This is a genomic window from uncultured Limosilactobacillus sp. (assembly GCF_934202705.1).
Taxonomy (GTDB): domain Bacteria; phylum Bacillota; class Bacilli; order Lactobacillales; family Lactobacillaceae; genus Limosilactobacillus.
In genome coordinates, this window is record NZ_CAKPYE010000011.1 from 38,314 (window position 1) to 58,582 (window position 20,269).

The 20,269-nt window shown below is 40.0% G+C and carries 19 protein-coding genes and 1 riboswitch; of the genes, 18 read left to right on the top strand and 1 reads right to left on the bottom strand.

Annotation, left to right across the window (positions count from 1 at the left end; genetic code table 11):
• Positions 1-1,251, top strand: coding sequence for a peptidase T (gene pepT, locus Q0C76_RS07580; protein ID WP_295731593.1), 1,251 nt, complete (start codon positions 1-3; stop codon positions 1,249-1,251).
• Positions 1,252-1,315: 64 nt separating this feature from the next.
• Here pepT and Q0C76_RS07585 read toward each other — a convergent pair whose 3' ends face one another.
• Entirely contained in the window at positions 1,316-1,513 is a 198-nt protein-coding gene (locus Q0C76_RS07585) for a DUF2929 family protein (RefSeq protein ID WP_295731595.1), read from the bottom strand.
• 133 nt (positions 1,514-1,646) lie between these two features.
• On the opposite strand from Q0C76_RS07585, the gene dnaE reads away from it, so the two are divergent.
• The 17 genes from dnaE to Q0C76_RS07670 all read left to right on the top strand — a co-directional run bounded on the left by dnaE (position 1,647) and on the right by Q0C76_RS07670 (position 20,241).
• Complete coding sequence (gene dnaE, locus Q0C76_RS07590; RefSeq protein WP_295731597.1) at positions 1,647-4,982, top strand: DNA polymerase III subunit alpha; 3,336 nt, start codon at positions 1,647-1,649, stop codon at positions 4,980-4,982.
• A 158-nt stretch (positions 4,983-5,140) separates the two neighbouring features.
• Positions 5,141-6,562, top strand: coding sequence for a pyruvate kinase (gene pyk / locus Q0C76_RS07595; RefSeq protein WP_295731599.1), 1,422 nt, complete (start codon positions 5,141-5,143; stop codon positions 6,560-6,562).
• A 134-nt stretch (positions 6,563-6,696) separates the two neighbouring features.
• A complete protein-coding gene (locus Q0C76_RS07600; protein WP_295731601.1) occupies positions 6,697-7,584 on the top strand; it encodes a S1 RNA-binding domain-containing protein in 888 nt (295 codons plus the stop codon).
• A gap of 7 nt (positions 7,585-7,591) precedes the next feature.
• A complete protein-coding gene (gene xerD, locus Q0C76_RS07605) occupies positions 7,592-8,482 on the top strand; it encodes a site-specific tyrosine recombinase XerD (RefSeq protein ID WP_295731699.1) in 891 nt (296 codons plus the stop codon).
• A gap of 13 nt (positions 8,483-8,495) precedes the next feature.
• Positions 8,496-8,864 carry a reductase gene (locus tag Q0C76_RS07610; protein WP_295731602.1) on the top strand — a complete coding sequence of 123 codons (369 nt, stop codon included), beginning with the start codon at positions 8,496-8,498 and terminating at the stop codon, positions 8,862-8,864.
• A 19-nt stretch (positions 8,865-8,883) separates the two neighbouring features.
• On the top strand, positions 8,884-9,675 hold the full coding sequence (locus Q0C76_RS07615) for a ScpA family protein (protein WP_295731604.1): 792 nt from the start codon (positions 8,884-8,886) through the stop codon (positions 9,673-9,675).
• Positions 9,653-10,243, top strand: a complete 591-nt coding sequence (gene scpB, locus Q0C76_RS07620) for an SMC-Scp complex subunit ScpB (protein ID WP_295731605.1) — start codon at positions 9,653-9,655, stop codon at positions 10,241-10,243. The genes Q0C76_RS07615 and scpB overlap by 23 nt, the downstream gene beginning before the upstream one ends.
• Before the next feature lie 5 nt (positions 10,244-10,248).
• A complete protein-coding gene (locus tag Q0C76_RS07625; protein WP_295731607.1) occupies positions 10,249-10,971 on the top strand; it encodes a pseudouridine synthase in 723 nt (240 codons plus the stop codon).
• A gap of 58 nt (positions 10,972-11,029) precedes the next feature.
• A riboswitch (FMN riboswitch) is annotated at positions 11,030-11,149 on the top strand.
• A gap of 101 nt (positions 11,150-11,250) precedes the next feature.
• The gene (locus tag Q0C76_RS07630) at positions 11,251-11,823 is read left to right on the top strand and encodes an ECF transporter S component (protein ID WP_295731609.1); all 573 of its coding nucleotides are present in this window, start codon (positions 11,251-11,253) and stop codon (positions 11,821-11,823) included.
• Between the two features lie 76 nt (positions 11,824-11,899).
• Positions 11,900-12,934, top strand: a complete 1,035-nt coding sequence (locus Q0C76_RS07635; RefSeq protein WP_295731610.1) for a helix-turn-helix domain-containing protein — start codon at positions 11,900-11,902, stop codon at positions 12,932-12,934.
• Positions 12,921-14,363, top strand: coding sequence for an ATP-dependent DNA helicase RecQ (locus tag Q0C76_RS07640; RefSeq protein ID WP_295731611.1), 1,443 nt, complete (start codon positions 12,921-12,923; stop codon positions 14,361-14,363). The genes Q0C76_RS07635 and Q0C76_RS07640 overlap by 14 nt, the downstream gene beginning before the upstream one ends.
• A gap of 69 nt (positions 14,364-14,432) precedes the next feature.
• A complete protein-coding gene (locus tag Q0C76_RS07645) occupies positions 14,433-14,990 on the top strand; it encodes an SAG1386/EF1546 family surface-associated protein (RefSeq protein WP_295731612.1) in 558 nt (185 codons plus the stop codon).
• Between the two features lie 20 nt (positions 14,991-15,010).
• Positions 15,011-15,691 (top strand): (d)CMP kinase, encoded by a 681-nt coding sequence (gene cmk, locus Q0C76_RS07650; protein ID WP_295731614.1) that lies wholly within the window; start codon positions 15,011-15,013, stop codon positions 15,689-15,691.
• Positions 15,692-15,768: 77 nt separating this feature from the next.
• Positions 15,769-16,998 (top strand): 30S ribosomal protein S1, encoded by a 1,230-nt coding sequence (gene rpsA / locus Q0C76_RS07655; RefSeq protein WP_295731616.1) that lies wholly within the window; start codon positions 15,769-15,771, stop codon positions 16,996-16,998.
• Between the two features lie 84 nt (positions 16,999-17,082).
• Positions 17,083-18,393 carry a ribosome biogenesis GTPase Der gene (gene der, locus Q0C76_RS07660; RefSeq protein ID WP_295731618.1) on the top strand — a complete coding sequence of 437 codons (1,311 nt, stop codon included), beginning with the start codon at positions 17,083-17,085 and terminating at the stop codon, positions 18,391-18,393.
• Positions 18,394-18,601: 208 nt separating this feature from the next.
• Complete coding sequence (locus Q0C76_RS07665) at positions 18,602-18,877, top strand: HU family DNA-binding protein (RefSeq protein WP_006915942.1); 276 nt, start codon at positions 18,602-18,604, stop codon at positions 18,875-18,877.
• A gap of 101 nt (positions 18,878-18,978) precedes the next feature.
• Positions 18,979-20,241: a lipopolysaccharide assembly protein LapB gene (locus Q0C76_RS07670; RefSeq protein ID WP_295731620.1), complete on the top strand. Its 1,263-nt coding sequence runs from the start codon at positions 18,979-18,981 to the stop codon at positions 20,239-20,241.
• Positions 20,242-20,269: the final 28 nt, after the last annotated feature.

A 20,269-nucleotide genomic window follows, 5' to 3' on the forward strand; every position in this document is an offset into this window, starting at 1 on the left:
ATGGCAAGTTTAAAGTATGAAAATTTATTACCACGTTTCTTAAAGTATGTAAAAGTGGAAACACGATCTAATCCCAATAGCGATACTTTACCTTCTGATCCTAAGGAAATGGCTTTCTTAAAAGAATTAGCAACTGAACTAAAGAACATTGGGTTGGCTAACGTTCGCTTCAACAAAGCTAACACGTATTTGTTAGCCACTTTGCCAAGCAACCTAGATTATGATGTTCCAGCGATGGGATTAATCGCCCATGTTGACACAGCTGATTTTAATGCTCACAATGTTAATCCTCAAGTGGTTGAAGATTACGATGGTGAATCAGACATTCAGTTGGATGTTGATGGTGAATATGTATTAAGTCAAAAAGAGTTTCCGTCATTAAAGAAGTACAAGGGGGACACTTTAGTTACGACTGATGGTTCAACCCTGTTAGGTGCCGATGATAAATCTGGGGTTGCTGAAGTAATTACTTTCTGTGAATACCTAATTCAACACCCGGAAATCAAACATGGCACTATTCAGATCGGGTTAGGCACTGACGAAGAAATTGGCATTGGTGCTGAGCATTTTGAGCCAGCAGAGTTTGGGGCAGATTTTGCTTATACTGTTGATGGTGGTCCACTTGGTGAACTTGAGTATGAAACCTTTAATGCCGCTCATGCTGTAATTGATATTAAGGGGAAGAGCGTTCATACAGCAGTTGCTAAGGGGACAATGGTAAATGCGTTGCAACTGGGAATTGACTTACATAATAGTTTGCCAGATCATGATCGGGCTGAACGAACTGAAGGCCGAGAAGGATTTTTCCATTTATACAAGTTCAATGGGACTGTTGATAGTGCCAAAATGGAATACTTAATCCGGGATCATGATAAGACCATCTTTAACGAACGGAAACATGCACTTCAAGCGGCGGCTGATGACATCAATGCTCAACTTGGTGCAGATTGGATTAAGGTAACGATTAATGATCAATACTATAATCTTCGTGATGCATTAAAGGACCATATGGAAGTTGTTGATCTTCCTAAGCAAGCGATGGAAAATCTAGGAATTAAACCAGATATTTACCCAGTGCGTGGGGGAACAGATGGTTCGACCATTTCTTACAAGGGCTTGCCAACACCGAACCTCTTTGCTGGAGGCGAAAACATGCATAGTCGCTTCGAATACGTTTCTGCACAAACGATGGATCGAGTTATTGATGTTCTACTTGAAATGAATAAGTTAAACATTACAAATAATAAGTAATATTAACAAAAAAGAAGTCCACGGAACTGTAATAGTTTCGTGGACTTCTCAGTTAATCCGTAACTTATTTTCGTGAGGGATTTGCCTTGGTGGTAATTGCGTACAGACAATTAGTAGCAATTACTGCAAAAATTGCGCCAATGATTGCAGCATGAGAGAAGTTAAGGGAAGTTGCTTCCAATTGACTGCCGATGTAACCGAGGAGCATTCCTAAAATTCCGCCCCAGATAATTGCCATAATGCTACCCATAATCTTTTTCATTTCATTATCACCTCTTTAAAATCATATCATTATTTTACCATAATAAAGTGCTAACCGCGACAACATTGCAACCCCCCTGGATTAATTGAGATTTGTTATAATTTGAAATAGAAGGATGAGGTGAAAAGAAAGAATGACAGTTACGCCATTGGACGTCACAAGTACATATACCTTGCTACAAAGTACAATCACACCACGGAATTTAGTTAAGATGGCCCGCGAACGGGGGTACTCTGCAATTGCGCTTACCGACAAAAATGTGCTATATGGAGCAGTCGATTTTTATAATGCTGCCAACCAAGAAAATATTCGACCCATCATTGGTTTAAAACTTCAGCTCACTTTTGATGAACTCGATGATCGTGAAATCGTGGTTACTTTGTTAGCAAAAAATCAGCAAGGATATGCGGAGCTGATGCAGCTATCGACGCGACGGATGAATGCTAAATCAAATCTTAACGTTAGTGATTTAAGTGGCAAGATTACCAATTGTGCGGTGATTGTCAAACCCACGATGGCAATTCTAACTGCACAACGCGATCCGGTCATTCAAAAACTTTTAGCCAAGTTTGCTCAGCAACCGGTCGAAGCTTTTTTAGGAATCAACCTATCCTTGAATCCAGTTGAACAACAAGTAATGAAGGACCTGAGCGATAAGTTCGACCTAAAACTTATTGCAGATGAAACAATCGATTATCTTGACCGTAATCAATATTTTCCCACTCAGGTGCTAAAAGCAATTCGTGACGGGCGGCAAATTGAATCACCGCTCACGGCAGCCCACACAACAGGGAATCATTACTTAAAGGATGCGGTTGAACTTACGGCAGCTTATCAGCGGGCAGGATTGACAGATGCGGTCAAAAATAATGAGCAACTAGTTCAAGACAGTTCTTTTAAAATTCATTTTCAACAACCGGTGTTGCCTGCCTTTCCAGTTCCAAGTAATTTAACTACTGAAAATTATTTACGGCAACTTTGTATTGCCGGTTTAAAGAAACGACGGTTAGCACCAAATACTACGTTACACGAATACCGTGAACGACTTGATCATGAGTTGGCTGTTATTCACCGGATGGGTTTTGATAATTATTTTTTGATCGTTTGGGACATTATGGCATTTGCTCACCGTACACAAATAACAACTGGACCGGGACGGGGGTCAGCTGCTGGGTCTTTGGTTGCCTATGCTTTAGCGATTACGGATGTTGATCCTTTGGAATATGGTCTCCTCTTTGAACGGTTTTTAAATCCGGAACGCGCACAAATGCCAGATATTGATCTAGATATTCCGGATAACCGGCGACAGGAAGTACTAGCATATGTCCATCATCGCTATGGTCATGAACGAGTTGCTCAAATTATCACGTTCGGTACGCTAGCCGCTCGTCAGGTAGTTCGTGATGTTGGCCGTGTCTTTGGAGCCCCCAAGTATCAAGTTGAACAGATTATTGATACGCTAAGAGTGCTGGATCGTAACCGTTCCATTAAATTAGTGGAGGCAGTTCAGCAATCGCGACCGTTACGCAATTTAATGGCTGATAATTCAATAAGTAAATTGATAATGGATGTTGCTCAGAAATTAGAAGGGTTACCACGACACTATTCGACCCATGCTGCAGGGGTGGTGTTATCTGCCACTCCGTTAGATAAGATTGTTCCTTTACAGCCTGGTAATGACGAAGCTGGTATGATGATGACTCAGTTTCCAAAGGAAATTGTGGAAACAATTGGTTTGTTAAAGATGGATTTTTTGGGACTTAGAAACCTATCAATTATGGATCGGGCATTATCCTTAATTCATCAATCACAATCAAACTTTGACATTACAAAGGTACCGTTAAATGACCCACAGACGATTAATTTATTTAAAAAAGGTTTGACCGACGGGATTTTTCAATTTGAATCGTCCGGAATTCGTCAAACGCTTCGGCAATTATCCCCAGATTGCTTTGAAGACATCGTAGCAGTAAATGCTCTTTATCGTCCTGGTCCAATTCAGAATATTCCACATTTTATTGCTCGAAAGCATGGACAAGAGGCCGTTCAACTGCCGGATCCAAGCTTACAGCGAATTTTAGGCCCAACTTACGGGATTCTTGTTTACCAAGAACAAGTTATGCAGGTTGCATCACAAATGGCAGGTTTTTCGCTTGGTCAAGCGGATTTGTTACGTCGCGCAATGAGTAAGAAGAAGCAGCAAACTATGGAAAGTATGCGTAGCCGTTTCATTTCTGGAGCAGTTCGCAATGGCTATTCTCAACAAATTGCAAAACAAGTTTTCAATTATATTGATCAATTTGCTAATTATGGCTTTAACCGGTCACATGCAGTTGCATATTCAAAAATGGCCTTTGAAATGGCTTATTTAAAATGTCATTATTCAGTAGAGTTCTTTACAGCTTTATTAGCAATTGAACCAAATATGGATAAGCTTCGCCACCATTATGTGGACGCCAAACGCTTTGGCGTCAAGGTTTCAGGACCTGATATTAATCAAAGTGATGGGGAGTATTCATTGCAAAATCATCACATTTTGATGGGTTTTTCAATGATTAAGGGGATGCGGCGCGATTTTGTACAGGCCATTATTCTTGAACGAAAAAAGGGACGATATACGAGTTTGCCAGACTTTGTTCAAAGACTGGGAGAGAAATGGCAAAAGCAGTCATTAATCGAGCCACTGATTTATGTTGGAGCGTTTGATCACCTTGGATATAATCGTGCGGAGATGATTGATGGTTTAGCAGGATTGTTTGCAGGGAACGAATTTAACTTCCAAAGCGCTGATTTACAGCCGATCATGAAGCGTCGTCAAGAATATCCGCTAACATATCGTTTGCAAAAAGAGCATGAGTACCTTGGTATTTATCTGTCGGGTCATCCGGTTATTCAGTATCAAGCTGTTCGGCAACAACAGCATACGCAATTAGTAGCTGACTTGCGACCAAGTAAGTCAGTAAAGCTAATAGTAATGATTAACCAAATTAGACAAATTAATACCAAAAGAACTCATCAGCCGATGGCATTTGTAACTGCTTCTGATGAAACTGGGAGTGTGGATGTTACGATTTTTCCACGACAATATCAACGATTTGTAAACCAGTTACAATTATCCGCAATTGTCATGATCGAAGGATCAGTTGAGAATCGTAATGATCAGTTACAAGTAATCGCCAATCAGATTGTTCCCGTGGTGAATTTAACAATGCATCAGCAAAATAGTAATCAACAACGGTGGGTAATTCGAATTGTCCCAGGACAGTCCGCTGAGCAATTGATTCAGCAAATGGGAGAGCAAACTAAAGACCTTCGGGGGACAATACCGGTGGTGATTTATGATGTGCAATCCCAAAAAGCAACATTACTTCCTAGGCAGCAATGGCTCAGTCAACAAGATCAAGTTCGTGATACTTTGAACAATATTTTTGGCAGTAGTAATGTTGTTTTGCAAACATCCAAGAAGTAAGCGCTATTATAAAAGTATTGAAAAAATGATGATTTTCACGATAAAATTAATCGAAATTTACAGACACTAAAATTAAAACGTGTTATTATTGCACTGTACTACTAAGCTGCTCAGTCAGGTGTGATTGGGGTAGTATTGCAAAAGGAGAGAATTCTGTTATGAAGAAAACCAAGATTGTTAGTACCTTGGGTCCGGCAAGTACGGACGTAGATACGATTGTTAAGTTAATCAATGCGGGAGCAAATATTTTCCGTTTTAACTTTTCACATGGTGATCATCCTGAACACCTTGGTCGTTTAAACAACGTTCACAAGGCTGAAGAAATCACTGGTAAAAAAGTTGGGATCATGCTTGATACCAAGGGTGCTGAAATTCGGACTACTGTTCAAAAGGATGGCAAGATCGAATACAACATTGGTGATGAAGTACGAATTTCAATGGATGATAGTATTGAAGGTACTCACGATAAGATCGCGGTTACTTACGAAGGTCTTTATGATGATGTTCACGAAGGCGGCCATGTTCTGTTCGATGACGGTTTGATTGACATGGTTGTTGAAAAGAAAGATGAAGCTAATAAAGAATTAGTATGTAAGGTTCTTAACCACGGTGTTCTTGGCTCCCGGAAGGGTGTAAATGCTCCTGGTGTTTCCATTAACTTACCAGGAATTACTGAAAAGGACTCTAGCGACATTCGTTTTGGCTTGGAAAATGGTATCAACTATATTTCTGCTTCCTTTGTTCGGAAGGCTCAAGATGTTTTAGATATTCGTGAGCTCCTCAAGGAAAAGGATATGGAAGATGTTCAAATCTTCCCTAAGATTGAATCTCAAGAAGGAATTGACAACTTTGAAGAAATTATTGAAGTTGCTGATGGGTTGATGGTTCCTCGTGGTGACATGGGGGTTGAAATCCCTGCTGAAAATGTTCCATTGGTTCAAAAGCGGATGATTCGTCGTTGCAACGTTTTAGGGAAGCCAGTTATTACTGCTACTCAAATGCTTGACTCAATGCAAGAAAACCCACGGCCAACCCGTGCCGAAGTTTCAGATGTTGCTAACGCAGTCTTTGATGGTACTGATGCAACGATGCTTTCTGGTGAAAGTGCTAATGGTGATTACCCAGTTGAATCTGTTGCAACGATGGCTAGAATTGATGTTAAGGCTGAAAATAACCTTGATCAATTTGGGACAGAAACCTTTAATTTCGATAAGTCTGATGTAACTGAAACGATTGGTTCTGCGGTTTCCAATGCTGCACGTGATCTTGGTATTAAGACGATTGTTGCTGCTACTGCTTCAGGTTACACTGCACGAATGATTTCTAAGTACCGGCCAAATGCTGATATCGTAGCTTTAACATTTGACGAACGAGTTCAAAAGGGCTTAATGATCAACTGGGGGGTTCAACCATACGTAGTTGAAAAGCCTGCAAATACCGATGAAATGTTCAAGCTTGCTAATGATGAAGTAAAGAAGTTAGGATTCGCAAATGAAGGTGACCAAATTATCGTAATTGCTGGATTACCAGTTGGTAAGAAGGGAACTACGAACATGATGCGGATTCAAACCGTTAAGTAATTTAAACTAAATCACAAAAGGGTTAAGAAGGATTAATGATCTTTCTTGACCTTTTTTGTTACCCTTTTACTTTACATAAAATCCATGTAAAATAGAATAGTTATGAAATTATGCAATTAAGCGAGGAGCAAAAAATGAACCAAGACCTGGGGAAAGTTGTTAGTGCGGTGATGATTGATGAAAATGAAGAATACTATTTTGTTCAACCTGCCCGCAATGGACAAACGTACCGTTTATTAAAGGAGGAGTCACCACAAGTTTTGCATATTGGCGGTTCAGTGCAAGGATTTGTCTATGAAAACGAAGATCATCAATTACAGATGACTTGTCAGCATATTCCAACCGTTCAAGTTGATCATTACGACTTTGGTGAGGTAGTTAGTGTTCGCCGGGATTTAGGAGTTTTTGTCGACATTGGCTTACCAAATAAAGACATAGTAGTTTCGCTAGATGATTTACCCACGTTGAAAAACTTATGGCCTCAAAAGGGTGATCGGTTATTAATTTCTTTACGTGTGGATGATCATGACCGGATCTGGGGACAACTAGCTGATGAGCAAATTTTTCAAACGATGGCCATTAAGCCCTCTAAAAAGATGATGAATTGGAATGTCAATGTGACAGTCTACCGCCTTAAATTATCGGGAACTTTAGTTCTAACTGATAGCTTTCAATTAGGGTTTATTCATCCTTCCGAACGTGATCGGGAGCCACGACTTGGTGAGCGGGTTCATGCCCGTGTGATCGGACTTTCCAGTCACGGCAGTTTGAATTTATCATTAAAACCACGTGCTTTTGAAGCGATTGATGACGATGCAGCGCAAATTTATGAACTCTTAAAACACGCACCTAATAAACAGCTTCCGTATACTGATAAGAGTTCTCCCGCAACGATTAAAGAAGTTTTTGGTATGAGTAAGGGACAATTTAAACGGGCAATCGGTCATTTACTGCGTGAGCGGTTAGTTAGTCAAGTGAATGGTCAGCTTATTTTACTGAAAGAAGTTCAACCTGATGATTAAACGCCAAATGAAGCAAGATGTGCTAGATTTTAGTCAATTTTTATTAGTTGAACGTGGTCTAAGTAATAATACAATTCAAAGCTATCAAAACGATTTAAAAAAGGCCGCGGATTATTTTATCAGTCAAAATATCGTTTCTTGGGATGCAGTTGATCGCTACACGGTGTTAAATTTATTGGCGCACCTTACTAATTTAGGGCAAAGTCGAACGACAATTGGTCGGCAAGTATCCAGTTTACGCCAGTTTTATCAATATTTGCTTCGCCAACATCGGGTAGCAACGGATCCGATGACCTTAGTGACAATCCCAAAAGGTCAACGCCACTTACCAGTGGTCCTAACTCAAACTGAAGTTCGTCAAATGCTTGCTATTCCCGATACTAATAAACCAATGGGAATCCGTGATCGAGCAATTTTAGAAGTAATGTATGCAACAGGAATGCGAGTCAGTGAATTAACTCATCTACGATTAAATGACTTACATTTAGATGTTCACCTTGTTCAACCGCGCGGAAAGGGCGATAAGGAACGAATCATTCCGATTGGTGAAGTAGCGAAAAGCTGGCTAATGCGATACCTTAGGACCGTTCGAACTCCCCAATTAGCGGATAAACCAGCATGTGATTATGTTTTTTTAAATGTACGGGCGAAACCGTTAACTCGGCAAGCTATTTGGCAACTAATTAAAAAGACTACTCAGGCAGCCCAGATTGACAAAGATGTGACACCACATACATTGCGCCATAGTTTTGCGACACATCTGTTGGAGAATGGTGCTGACTTACGGGTGGTTCAGGAATTATTAGGGCATAGTGATATTACGACCACACAAATTTATACCCATGTTTCACAAAAACGGTTATTAACTGTTTATAAAAATACTCATCCACGGGCTTAGGAGGCAGTTTGCAGTGTTAGTAAATTATCGACGGGACTATGAAAAGATAGTGATGGGCCTCCTATCTTTCATTCCCGATTTACGTGAATACAATCGATTAGATGATGAAATTAATTGGGGAAATGAACATCCACGCCAGATTGTTTTATGGAAAAATACCAACATTGATCAATTTAGCGGGGTAGCAATTATCGAAAATGGCGATGATTACATCCTTTTAAGGAGAATGTCATTCACACCGAGTGAGCGATCGGGGCGAAACATGTATTTATTTTTGAAAGCGATAGCGAATGAAGCACCTGAGAAGCAAATTGTTGGCACTTTGAAAACCCAATCATTAGTCACTAATTGGCGACATAGTAACCAATATTCTGAATCATGAGGAGGAACTCATTTATCTAATGGTCAAACCTGAACTTGCGAATTTACCATATCAACCAACTTTAAAATTAAGTGATTTTGAGGGTCCCTTAGACTTACTTCTTCATCTGATTCGTCAATCGAAAATGGATATCTATGATATTAGGATTGCTGACATTACGGATCAATATATGAAATATTTAGCCGAAAATGAGCGGTATCGGTTAGAAATTGCGGGAGACTACTTTGTGATGGCAGCCACCTTAATGTCAATTAAAAGTCAAATGTTGTTACCATCCCCCCCTCAGGAAGAAGCGGAAGAGACCGAAACAGCGGAGGGCGATCCCCGAGCCGAATTAGTTGAACAACTTCTTGAATACCAACGTTACAAGCAGGCTGCTAAGAATTTAAAAGGCCGCGAAGAGCAGCGGCAAATGGAGTATACACGTGAAGCAGCCAGTGTTCCGGCTGAGCTGATCCAAGAAAAGGTTGCCCCAGGAGTGACAATTAATCAATTACAATCGGCTTTTGCCAAGATTTTAAAGCGTTATCGTTTTGAAGAACCAGAGATTAAAAATGTTCGTCCAGAAAGGATTACGGTTGCTCAGCGGATTGCAGCGGTGGTGAAACAAGTTACACAGCCAATGCGTTTTGTTGATTTGTTTCAGGATGACGTTAGTCGAGATAATTTAGTGACTACCTTTATGGCCATTCTGGAATTGACGCGGCACGAAGTGGTGCAAATTAATCAATCCGTAATGTTTGGGCCTTTAATTGTAATGCCAGGTCCAAGAAATGAGGAATATCGAAATGAACAATCTAGCGAAAATTGAGGGGCTGTTATTTATCAGTGGTGATGAAGGAATCACTTTATCGGATTTAAGCAGCATCACGGGTTTTATGAAACCGGCAATTATTGGAATGCTGGAAGAACTGCAAAAGCATTATCAAAGTAGTGACGATAGCGCATTAACGTTATTGAAAAGCGGGGAAACATTTCGCCTTGCTACCAAAGCATCGTTAGCACCAGTTATGAAGACTTATTTTGAAAAGCCGCTGACTGCACCACTAACGCAAGCATTGTTGGAAGTCTTGGCAATTATTGCTTACCGTCAGCCAATTACGCGAATTGAAATTGACGAATTACGGGGCGTTCAAAGTTCAGGATCAATTCAAAAGTTAATTGCCCGTGGCTTAGTTGAAACACATGGACGATTAAATGTGCCAGGTCGGCCTTTCAAATATATTACTACTGATGCTTTTTTGGACTACTTTGGCTTGCAGTCGATCAAGGATCTCCCGCCGTTGAGCGAGCAAATGTCGTTAGAAGATATGGATAGTGATATTTTTCTGCGGGCGTTACAATCACGACAAGCAAAAGCGGAAAAGAAAGGAAAATAAAATTAATGGAACGACTACAAAAAGTAATGGCAGAGGCCGGTGTGGCATCGCGACGGGCTTCAGAAAGGCTAATTACAGTAGGACATGTGGCGGTGAATGGTCAAGTGGTGACTGAGCTTGGTGTTAAGGTTACTAAAAACGACCAAGTAACAGTTGATGGGGTCCCAATTAAACGGGAACCTTTAAAGTATTATTTACTTAATAAGCCTCGTGGGGTGGTTTCAACTGCTCATGATGATAAAGGACGTCGAACCGTTGTTGATATCTTAAAAGATGATGATGTGGAAGAACGAGTCTATCCAGTTGGTCGATTAGACTACGATACTACCGGTATTTTACTGTTAACTAATGATGGTGAGCTTGCCAATCGATTGATGCATCCGCGGTTTGAAGTTGAAAAGACTTACATTGCCAAGGTAAAAGGGGTCCTTAGCAACCACGATTTACAACAGCTACGACGCGGAGTAATTGTAGATGGTCGTAAAACTCGTGAGGCTAAGAGCAAACTATTAGAAGTAGCCGACAACCACCAGTCATCGCGAGTTCGATTGACGATCCATGAAGGGCACTATCATCAGGTTAAACGGATGTTAAAAGCGGTCGGTCACCCAGTGATTAAGCTTCACCGGGAGAGTTATGGTCCCCTCAATTTAGAAGGATTGGCCAGTGGTGGTCAGTGGCGTGAACTCAAGCCGCACGAAGTTAAAGAATTGAAAAAACTTCACTAGGCCTATACGAAAGTAGTGAGATGGCTTATAATGTGGTTGTGAAAAAGTTAAATTAATGGTTTGTCTTCAAGGCAGGGTGTAATTCCCGACCGGCGGTATAGCCCGCAACCCGTGAGAACGGTGGAATCCAGTGCAATTCTGGATGCCGACAGTAAAGTCTGGTAGATAGAAGATTATCCTCGTCATTATTGATGGGGAAAATGGGGACAGATTATCTTTGTCCTCATTTTTTTATCACAATTACTCGAAGATGGCCTCAAATAATGGAGGTTGATTTTTATGTACAAAACTTATTCACATACTAAACGATTCACGATGACTGCCTGTTTGGCAGCAGTTGCTTTTTTGCTTATGTTTATTGAATTTCCGATTATTCCAGTAGTTTCCTATCTTAAATTAGACTTTTCTGACGTCCCGGTGTTATTAGGCACCTTTATTTATGGACCATGGACCGGAATCTTAATTGCATTATTAAAGTGCTTATTGCACGGTTTGACCCGAGGACTTTCCCCTGTTGAAATGCTCGGATTATTTGCTAACCTGTGTACCTCAGTTGCATTAATCATACCGTTTAATTATTTCTTTCATCGTGGAACGTGGTCTTTAGGAAAACGTTTGTTAATCGGGACAGTAATGTCAACAGCCGTAATGACAATAGTGATGACAGCATTTAACTATTATTTGTTGACACCAGCATATATGAAGATGTTTAATTGGCATCCATCGTTACCCATCGATAAAATGATGATAATCGGGGTGTTGCCATTTAACTTAATTAAAGGAATTGTGGTTGGATTAGTTTTTAGCATTATCTTGCGCCACATGCAGATATGGTTGAAATCTCAAATCTAACAGTAACAAAATGGATGATAGATGCGGAGGCCTAAATTGAATCGGCCTCCTTGTTTTATGGAAAGATGGTGAGGATGTGGATCGGTATTTATGGTTAATGTTAACTGGAGAGCCACGCCGATTTCGGGTAATTGAAAATATTATCCGCAATAAACGAACGCAGGCCAATTTATTTTGGGGTCTCAATTATCATCTTCTTAATTGGTTAGGTAGTGATTTACGCTTGACTTCGCAGGAATTCAATCAGTGGCTGGTTTATCAACATCAACGAGGGTTGCTAAACATAGATAGTAATTTCGGGTGGTTGACTTCTCAAGGAGAAGAGTTGAAAAAAACGTTAGCGCAGACACTTTACCAGCCTCACAATAGTCAGTGGTCATGGTTAATTAATTCTTATAAATTTGCCGATCGCTTCTTATTAGCTGTTCAAGCAGCCTCAGAACTGGTGCATCATCATCGCAATTACGTACCACTTAATATTTCGGGGACGGAAATGATAATAGTGCGAAAGTGGTTAACTCATTTGACGAATCCAATGATGATTGAAACCGAATTGCAAGAATTGGGACAAAATTTGGCAAAGCAGGATAAACGGTTGGCAATTGGTTTTGCAAAACGACTACTTGGCTATCAAACGGTCGGTTGGACAACTATTCAAGCTCAACAGGAACTGGATTTATCTGAAGAAGAAGTTAGAATTTTGAATTGGGATATCTGGTTAGGGGTGGCTAGTCAATTAAAGATGCAACCACAAACTAACTTAGGACGCTTAATGGAAGACCTAATTGCTAAGGCCCCAATCAGTAATAGTGCTTTTCAAACATTGGAAGACTTTCGTCAAGGGCAGACGATGGAACAAATTGCCCACCAACGACAACTAAAAATTAGTACGGTTCGTGAACATTTACTAGAGGCGGCGATTATCGTTCCACGGATGCTTGACTGGCAACGACTTTTACCAATTAAGCAGGAACAACAAATTCGTCATCACTATCATGGTCCGGTTGCTACCTGGCGGTTTAAACGAACTGGATCCGACCCCGCGACAGACTTTTTTACTTTTCGTTTATGTCAAATTAAGGAGTTTCAAGAAAACGATGGGGCAATTTGAGTCAACTTTACATAACATCTTACAATCAAAGTATCATTTTAAAGCTTTCCGTTCCGGTCAGGAAGAAACTTTAGTTAGTACACTAAAAGGCATTCCAACCTTATCAATCTTACCAACAGGAGCAGGGAAAAGTTTGCTTTATCAACTACCAGCCTACCTAACGAAGGGATTAATTCTCGTAATTTCACCATTGATTTCTTTAATGCAGGATCAGGTGGACAGGATTCGTCAACATGGTGATTTTAAAGTTGCAATGCTGAATTCTCGATTAGATTATCGAGAACAGCGAACCATTTTAAGATCATTATCTAATTATCGATTTCTGTTCACTTCTCCTGAAACCTTGGTTAAACCGAGGGTTCTTCAGAAGTTAAAACAGGTTTCGCTAAGTATGTTAGTGATCGACGAAGCTCATTGTATTTCCCAATGGGGGCCGAATTTTCGTCCTGAATATTTGATGTTAAAGGATGTGATTGTAAAACTTCAACCGCAACGGTTATTACTATTGACGGCTACCGCACCACAGAATGTTGCTCAAGATATTATTCAAAAACTTGGCTTTCATCAGCATCAGGTGAATGTGATTCGTCGTTCGGTGGATCGACCTAATATTTTTTTAGCAGTTAAGAGTTTGCAAAATGAGCAGGAAAAGCAAAGGTATTTAATTCAAATTATTCGTCAATTGGGTAATAGTGGTGTTATCTACTTTTCCAGCAAAAAAATCGCTAACCAGGTTAGCAAGATGGTTAATCAGAAGTGTGGATTGCGAGTTGGCGTCTATCATGCAGGGTTGGATAATGTTGAACGTTTTCAAATTCAGCAACAGTTCATGAACAACCAATTGGATCTAATTTGTGCAACCAGTGCATTTGGAATGGGAATCAATAAGAACGATTTACGTTATGTCATTCATTATCACCTGGCGGGTAGTTTAGAAAGTTATGTTCAAGAATTTGGCCGAGCCGGTCGCGATGGTAAGCCTGCATTAGCGCTTTTATTATATTGTCCTGGAGATGAACAATTGCAGCGGCTTTTGAGCCAAGTTGAATTACCATCAGCACATGTTTTGCAGAATTTTTGCGATCAAAAACAATCATCCACAATTCTTGCAGATCAGCAGGAATTATTGTCCTTCTATTTTAGCCATCACTATTCAATTGAACAAATTCAAAAAATTATTAATGAACAAAACCGATTGAACCGTCAACGATTGCAAATCATGATGAAATATATTAATAGTAGTCAATGCTTACGGAGGATAATCAGTGAATATTTTGGCGAAAACGATGAATTTAACAATCATATGTGTTGTTCTAATGATGATCCTCACTGGAAAGTTGAAGATTTGCATCTGCCATCAGTACGGTTAAATAACAACGGCCAAGGAGATCAAGATTGGCGTCAGGCAATTCATCAACTATTTCACTGACCAATTTGTAGACATTGAATATGAAAATGCGCTACAATTTTAAATATGTAATCTAAGGAGGGTCTGTCCATGAGTGAAAGACGTGAAGACCAACGGCCAGAAAATGAAAAGTTATGGGATAAAACCTTTGATGATAATGAAGAGACAGATTCGAAGGGGAATCTTTCCCGTGTAAAACGTCGTAAAAAGGATTCACAAAATTCGCGAATTACAACAATTCTAATTGTATTAATCATTATTTTAGCTGCGGCCCCACTATTCTTTTGGGTTCGTCATGAACAATCTTTTGATCATCCGGTTCGTGAAGAACGAGTTGCACAGGGACACACTAAAAAAACAGCGAGTAAAAAGAAGAATGTTGCACGTAGCAGCCATTCCAAACCAGCGAGACACAAATCAGTTTCTACCAGTAGCGTCAGTGTAGATGATCAATCATCTGCTCAAAGTACTAGCGTTGAGAGCAGTTCAACAAATAGTACTGATAGCAAGTACGCAACAGTTCAGGCTGGCCAAGGTATTTATCGAGTTGCTGCTAATAATGGATTAACGGTTAGTGAACTGGCACGGTTAAATAACATTTCACCAAGTTCTGCTTTACAACCAGGACAACGTCTGCGAGTGAAATAACGAAAAGGAGCAAGAAATTTATGTCAAAGGAACTTCAAGTTGCAATTGATGGTCCAGCTTCTGCAGGAAAAAGTACAGTTGCAAAGCTGGTGGCAAAACGTTTTGGCTATATCTATTGTGATACAGGGGCAATGTATCGGTCAGTAACATTGGCTGCTCTCAAGCGGAATGTTTCAATCACGGATTCAAAAAACATTATTAAATTAGCCCAACAAATTAATATTACATTTCAACCAGGAGAAGAAACACAACGCGTCTTTATTGATGACCAGGAAGTCACAACTGAAATTCGTTCAAATGAGGTTGCTAAAAATGTTTCTGCCGTCGCCGCAATCCCAGATGTTCGAACAGAAATGGTAAAAGAACAGCGAAAAATTGCCGAACGTGGCGGTATTGTAATGGACGGTCGAGATATCGGAACGACCGTTTTACCGAATGCGCCTGTTAAGATTTTCTTAGTGGCAAGTGCTCATGAGCGGGCACGACGGAGATTTGAAGAAAATAAAGCAAAGGGGATTGCCACCAGTACTCTTGAAGAACTCCAAAGAGCAATTGAGTTACGTGATCAGAAAGATTCAACAAGAACGGTTTCTCCACTGACAAAAGCAACGGATGCAATTGAAATTGACAGTACACGATTAACGATTAATCAAGTAGTGGACCAAATTTCAGAAATAATTGAAAAAAAGCGTAACAATTAAAGTTAATGCTGGTAAAATCATTTGAAATCTAGTAGAATAGTAGCCAGAGTTGATTGTTGCAAGGAGGATTTTTTTAGATGGCTGAAAATGAAAACAATAACGCTATGTTAGAAGCGCTCGACAGCATCAAACAAGTTAACGTTGGTGATGTTGTTAAGGGTAAAGTACTGCAAATCGATGACGATCGTCAAGCAATCGTTGGCATTGAAGACGCTGGTGTAGAAGGTGTGGTTCCAGCAAACCAACTTACTACAAAGCCAGTTGAAGACATCAATGATGTTGTTAAGGTTGGAGATGTCCTTGATTTAGTAGTTATTTCAAAGATCGGATCTGACAAGGAAAATGGCAGTTACTTACTTTCACATCGGCGTTTAGAAGCCATGAAGGTATGGGACGACATTCAAAAGAAATTTGATGCTGGAGAAACTATTACTGCCAAGGTTACCCAATCTGTAAAGGGTGGTTTAGTAGTAGATGCTGGTGTTCGTGGATTTGTCCCAGCTTCAATGATTACTGATCATTATGTTGAAGACTTGAACCAATTTAAGGGTCAAGAACTTGAATTTAAGATTATTGAAATTGAACCAAGTGAAAACCGTTTAATCCTTTCACATAAGGAAATTGTAAAGAAGCAACATGAAGAAGCTGCCAAGAAGATCTTCTCTGAATTGGCTGCTGGTGATGTTGTGGAAGGTAAAGTTGCTCGGATGACGAACTTCGGTGCCTTTATTGACCTTGGTGGTGTTGACGGATTGGTTCACGTATCTGAAATTTCATATGATCACGTTGACAAGCCTTCTGATGTCTTAGAAGTTGGCCAAGATGTCAAGGTTAAGGTATTGAACGTTGATCCTGAACGTGAACGGATTTCACTTTCAATCAAGCAAACCTTACCTGGACCATGGGATGATATTGAAGAAAAGGCTGCTGTTGATACCGTCTTAACTGGGACGGTTAAGCGTTTGACTAGCTTTGGTGCCTTTGTGGAAGTCTTCCCAGGTGTAGAAGGGTTAGTTCACATTTCACAAATTTCACACAAGCATATTGCTACGCCAGCTGATGTTTTGAAGCCTGGTCAAGAGGTTAAGGTTAAGGTCATTAACGTTGATCCTGAACGTCAACGTTTAGGCCTTTCAATTAAAGCATTAGAAGAAAAGCCTGCTGATAGTGATGATGATCACAAGCGTAATAAACGTAATAATCGTCGTCCACGTCGGAATAACTTCGCGGCGGATGCCCCTGAAGAAGAAAATGGCTTTACACTTGGTGATTTAATCGGTGATGAACTGAAGAACGCTGGTAAATAAGCTTTTCATTTAAGATTAATAAGGCTGAGAAGAGTTAGTTCTTCGCAGTCTTATTTTTTTCAATTTAGTAAAGGAGGGATTAAATTGGCAAACCCCATTGTTGCAATTGTTGGTCGACCAAACGTTGGTAAGTCAACTTTATTTAACCGCATTGCTGGTGAACGGATTTCAATCGTTGAAGACACTCCTGGAGTAACACGTGATCGTATTTATACACATGCTGAATGGTTAGGGAAAAATTTTAATTTAATTGACACAGGCGGAATCGATATGTCTGATCAGCCACTAACTACCCAGATTCGTGAGCAAGCTGAAGTAGCGATTGATGAGGCTGACGTAATTGTTTTAGTAGTTGATGTTCAAAATGGGATTACTGATGCTGATGAAAAAGTCGCTCAATTATTGTACCGGTCAAACAAGCCAGTTGTATTAGCAGTGAACAAAGTTGATAACCCGGAGCGACGCAGTGACATTTATGATTTTTATTCACTAGGTCTTGGCGAACCTTATCCAGTTTCCAGTGTACATGGAGTTGGACTGGGTGACTTATTAGATGCAGTGATTAAAAACTTCCCAGAAACTGCTGATAATCAAAAAGATGATAGTATTCGCTTTAGCTTGATTGGTCGACCTAATGTGGGTAAATCATCATTGGTAAATGCAATTCTAGGGCAACAACGGGTAATTGTGTCTGATATAGCGGGGACAACGCGAGATGCAATTAATACTCAATTCATGGCTGATCAGCGTAAATTTACCATGGTAGATACTGCTGGAATCAAAAAAAGGGGTAAGCTGTATGAAAATACGGAACGTTATGCCTTGATGCGGTCAATGAAAGCCATTGACGACAGTGATGTCGTGTTAGTAGTTTTGAATGCTGATGAGGGGATCCGTGACCTAGATAAGCACATTGCTGGTTATGCTCATGAAGCTGGTAAGGCGATTATTATTGTGGTTAATAAGTGGGACTTAATCAAAAACCGTGATCATCGCACCATGACTGATTTTACAACCTTAATTCGCAATGAATTCCAATATCTAAGTTATGCACCAATTATTTTTGTATCAGCAATTACCAAACAACGGTTAGTTAAAATTCCTAAACTGATCGAAGAGGTTTATGATCATGCTCACCGGCGGATTAAGTCATCCACTTTAAATGATGTTTTGATGGATGCAATTGCCGCTAATCCAACGCCAAGTACTAATGGAAAGCGGCTACGTGTCTACTATGGCACTCAGGTAGCAATTGAACCGCCGACGTTTGTAATTTTTGTGAATGACCCTGATTTGATGCATTTTTCATATGAACGGTATTTAGAAAACCGAATTCGCGAAGCGTTTGATTTTTCCGGAACGCCGATTCACCTAATTAAACGTGCACGGAAGTGAATGTTGAAATAAAATCACTGAATTTATTAAATAATCGCAACATAATCGGAAATTATCGTCCAAACGCCTTGCCAACGCGGTTTCTCTATGCTAATCTTAATTTTGAAATGATACGTTGTTGCGTTATTATTTCGTTAATTTTGGACCACTCAAAATTAACAACGCTTAGCGTGATAGAATGTCTCGCTAATGTGGGAGGTGAAAGTAAATGGCAAACAAGGCTGAATTAGTAAGCAATGTTGCTAGTGCAACTGGCTTAACCAAGAAGGACGCTACTGCTGCTGTTGATGCAGTATTTAGCTCAATCCAAGCATCTTTAGCTAAAGGTGAAAAGGTTCAATTGATTGGTTTTGGTAACTTTGAAGTACGTCAACGTGCTGCCCGGAAGGGTCGTAACCCTCAAACTGGTCAAGAAATCCAAATTCCTGCAAGCAAAGTACCTGCATTCAAACCAGGGAAGGCTTTAAAGGACGCTGTTAAGTAATTAATAATTACCTTAATAACGCAAAAAAGGGCTTGAGTTATACTCAGCCTTTTTTTATTTCTTTAAATTAATAACGCAACATTTATTGGAGGAGGAAACCAATGAGCTATTCAGAAAAAATGCTGGATCAATTAAATAGTGGTCAGCTGACAGACGCTAAAAAATCGTTTGCTTGGGCACTACGTAAAGATGATGATGACACCCTTTTTAATTTAGCAGAGCAGCTGTATAGTTTAGGATTTTTACACCAAGCACAACGAATTTACCTTAAGTTACTCGATAAATATCCGAACGAGGATGAAATTCGGGCTTCTTTGGCTGAAATTGCAATTGATGGAGGACATAATGACGAAGCGTTAACGTATTTGTCACAAATTAAGCCACATTCACCAGCATACTTACAATCACTGCTAGTTGCAGCTGATCTCTACCAAACGGAAGAACAGTTTGAGGTGACTGAAGAAAAACTCCGGGAAGCATTTGAGTTAGCCCCACAGGAACCAGCAGTCTTATTTGCCTTGAGTGAGTTTTATTATCTGGTAGGTCGATATGATCAGGCAATCCCTTTGTATTTGTCATTAATTCGTCAGGGGTATTTAGAGTTTGCTAAGGTGGACATCGCTGGTCGTCTGGGGATGTCTTATGCTCAAAGTGGTAAATTTGAGCAAGCCTTAGGTTACCTTAAACAAGTTGCTCCAAAGTATCAAACTGCTGACATTCGTTTTCAGACTGGAATGACCCAATTAAATTTGGGAAAGGTCAAAGAGTCCATTAATACTCTTGAAGAACTAATTGACTACGATGATCAATATGCATCTGCTTATCCAGCACTGGCGAACGCTTACCTAAAGGAAAATCAATATCAAAAAGCGTTAACAGCTGCTCAAGAAGGACTAGGAGTTGACCAATATAATGAACAGCTATACGCGCTAGCTGCTAAAATTGCTAGTCATCTAGGCAACTATCAACTAATGGGTAAATATTTAACAAGCGCACATCAGTTAGCCCCAGATAATCTGACAGTTGCTTTACAGTACAGTAATTATTTGTTACAGCAGCACCAATACCAAGATAATGTTGATTTATTAAAGCCATTTGAAGAAGAACATGAGGTTGATCCACAGATTGAATGGAATCTTGCTCAATCGTATTTAGCATTGGAACAATTCGATTTAGCTGGGCATGCCTTTGAAACAGCCTTACCGGCTTATCAGGACAATCCAACTTTCTTGCGACAGTTAATTGACTTCTATCAACAGACGGGGAAGCGTGAACAATTAATTGATGAATTAGAACGGTATGTAGAATTAGTACCAACGGACTCTGAAATGCAAGATCTGCTTGACTCATATCGTGATTACTAAACTAAACCTAACGAGCAATCGTTCTCGT

Excerpts from the sequence above, each read along its gene's own strand:
- pepT (WP_295731593.1), top strand. The coding sequence starts at position 1 with ATGGCAAGTTTAAAGTATGAAAATTTATTACCACGTTTCTTAAAGTAT.
- Q0C76_RS07585 (WP_295731595.1), bottom strand. The coding sequence starts at position 1,513 with ATGAAAAAGATTATGGGTAGCATTATGGCAATTATCTGGGGCGGAATT.
- dnaE (WP_295731597.1), top strand. The coding sequence starts at position 1,647 with ATGACAGTTACGCCATTGGACGTCACAAGTACATATACCTTGCTACAA.
- pyk (WP_295731599.1), top strand. The coding sequence starts at position 5,141 with ATGAAGAAAACCAAGATTGTTAGTACCTTGGGTCCGGCAAGTACGGAC.
- Q0C76_RS07600 (WP_295731601.1), top strand. The coding sequence starts at position 6,697 with ATGAACCAAGACCTGGGGAAAGTTGTTAGTGCGGTGATGATTGATGAA.
- xerD (WP_295731699.1), top strand. The coding sequence starts at position 7,592 with ATGAAGCAAGATGTGCTAGATTTTAGTCAATTTTTATTAGTTGAACGT.
- Q0C76_RS07615 (WP_295731604.1), top strand. The coding sequence starts at position 8,884 with ATGGTCAAACCTGAACTTGCGAATTTACCATATCAACCAACTTTAAAA.
- scpB (WP_295731605.1), top strand. The coding sequence starts at position 9,653 with ATGAACAATCTAGCGAAAATTGAGGGGCTGTTATTTATCAGTGGTGAT.
- Q0C76_RS07625 (WP_295731607.1), top strand. The coding sequence starts at position 10,249 with ATGGAACGACTACAAAAAGTAATGGCAGAGGCCGGTGTGGCATCGCGA.
- Q0C76_RS07630 (WP_295731609.1), top strand. The coding sequence starts at position 11,251 with ATGTACAAAACTTATTCACATACTAAACGATTCACGATGACTGCCTGT.
- Q0C76_RS07640 (WP_295731611.1), top strand. The coding sequence starts at position 12,921 with ATGGGGCAATTTGAGTCAACTTTACATAACATCTTACAATCAAAGTAT.
- Q0C76_RS07645 (WP_295731612.1), top strand. The coding sequence starts at position 14,433 with ATGAGTGAAAGACGTGAAGACCAACGGCCAGAAAATGAAAAGTTATGG.
- cmk (WP_295731614.1), top strand. The coding sequence starts at position 15,011 with ATGTCAAAGGAACTTCAAGTTGCAATTGATGGTCCAGCTTCTGCAGGA.
- rpsA (WP_295731616.1), top strand. The coding sequence starts at position 15,769 with ATGGCTGAAAATGAAAACAATAACGCTATGTTAGAAGCGCTCGACAGC.
- Q0C76_RS07665 (WP_006915942.1), top strand. The coding sequence starts at position 18,602 with ATGGCAAACAAGGCTGAATTAGTAAGCAATGTTGCTAGTGCAACTGGC.
- Q0C76_RS07670 (WP_295731620.1), top strand. The coding sequence starts at position 18,979 with ATGAGCTATTCAGAAAAAATGCTGGATCAATTAAATAGTGGTCAGCTG.